The 1,312-nt window shown below is 31.9% G+C and carries 1 protein-coding gene and 1 pseudogene; both read left to right on the top strand.

Annotated features, from left to right (window positions below; translation table 11 throughout):
* Positions 1-122 (top strand): annotated as a pseudogene (locus BTHERMOSOX_RS11270) (IS1595 family transposase); the annotation flags it as partial.
* Between the two features lie 34 nt (positions 123-156).
* Positions 157-999 (top strand): LysR family transcriptional regulator, encoded by an 843-nt coding sequence (locus BTHERMOSOX_RS11265; protein ID WP_138121208.1) that lies wholly within the window; start codon positions 157-159, stop codon positions 997-999.
* The last annotated feature ends 313 nt before the right edge of the window (positions 1,000-1,312 follow it).

The raw sequence follows: 1,312 nt of genomic DNA, 5'->3' as shown, positions 1-1,312 counted from the left end.
TGAATAAAAATATGTTTAATTTACACTTGAAAGAATGTGAATTTAGATTCAATAATCGCAAGCAAAATCTTTATAAGATTTTGCTTGAAATGTTCAGAAAAGAGTCGCTTAAGTTGTCATGACCCTTAAGTATTATAATAATCGTAAAAAACGATTATGACAACCCCTTCAATTAAAAATCTACATTATTTACTAGCATTAAAACAACACCTGCACTTTTCCAAAGCGGCAAATGCGTGTTTCGTTAGTCAATCCACTTTAAGCGCTGGTATTAGTAAACTAGAGCAGGATTTAAATATCAAGTTGGTTGAGCGAAACAATAAATCTGTTTTATTTACCCCCTTGGGTGAAAAAGTTACTCAATATGCGGACAAAGTCATTGCTTCAATGCACGATTTGGTAACAATTTGCAACACCAACTTTTTTGAATCAACTATTACCGTAGGTGTTATTCCAACTATTTCGGCTTATTTATTACCCAATTTTGTTGCTAAAATCAAAACAAAATATCCCAAACTTAAACTCGTTATTATTGAAGACACTAGCCAAAACCTTCTATTAAAAGTTGAACAGTTAAAATTAGATTTTGCGATTTTCGCTTTTCCATTTGAAGAAAAAACAAATATTATTCAAACACCTATCTTTAAAGATGATTTGGTTTTAGTCAAACATAAAAATACCCAAAATAATGATTTGTTGTTATTAGAGCAAGGGCATTGTTTACGAAGCCATATCTTAGACAATATTGACAAAACCAAAGTCTCGCAATACACCTGTGCCAGTTTAGAAACACTGGTGATGATGGTTGATATGGAAATTGGTGTTAGTTTCTTACCTAAAATTGCCATTGATAGCGGAATTTTAGATAAATACCCTGCATTAACTATTGATAAAAACCAGCCAAAAATATCCCGTCGTATCGGCATCATCCACCGTAAAGACAACCCCAACCAAGACAATATTTTAGCGTTAAGTTTCTTTTTACAATGTAAACTCTAAAAATACTTATTAACCTAACGAGACCCTTGTGTAAATATGAATAATCGTCAAAAATCCACTTCTTACCAACTTGGTAATTTTTTTAAACCCAGCCTTAGTCTTGCTAGGGCAGAGTTTTTTTAAAAATACCAATTTGACAAAAATTGAATTCTGCTAATCCTCCATATTTATACAAAGGTCTCAGAGTATTTTAAAAATGCTGATCAAGATGTTCAAGGTAAACTTTTTCAATCCAATCGGTATTTCCTGCAATGACATTATCGGCATGAAAAGTAGGGATTTGATTGCGAATACTTAAATAATGATTGGTCAT

The sequence above is a fragment of the Bathymodiolus heckerae thiotrophic gill symbiont genome (assembly GCF_900128515.1).
Taxonomy (GTDB): Bacteria; Pseudomonadota; Gammaproteobacteria; order PS1; family Pseudothioglobaceae; genus Thioglobus_A.
Note: the sequence above shows the minus strand (reverse complement) of the source record. Positions and strands in the feature narration are given on the sequence as shown.

What these genes read in the sequence shown, in the direction of transcription:
- BTHERMOSOX_RS11265 (WP_138121208.1), top strand. Translation starts at nt 157, where the DNA reads ATGACAACCCCTTCAATTAAAAATCTACATTATTTACTAGCATTAAAA.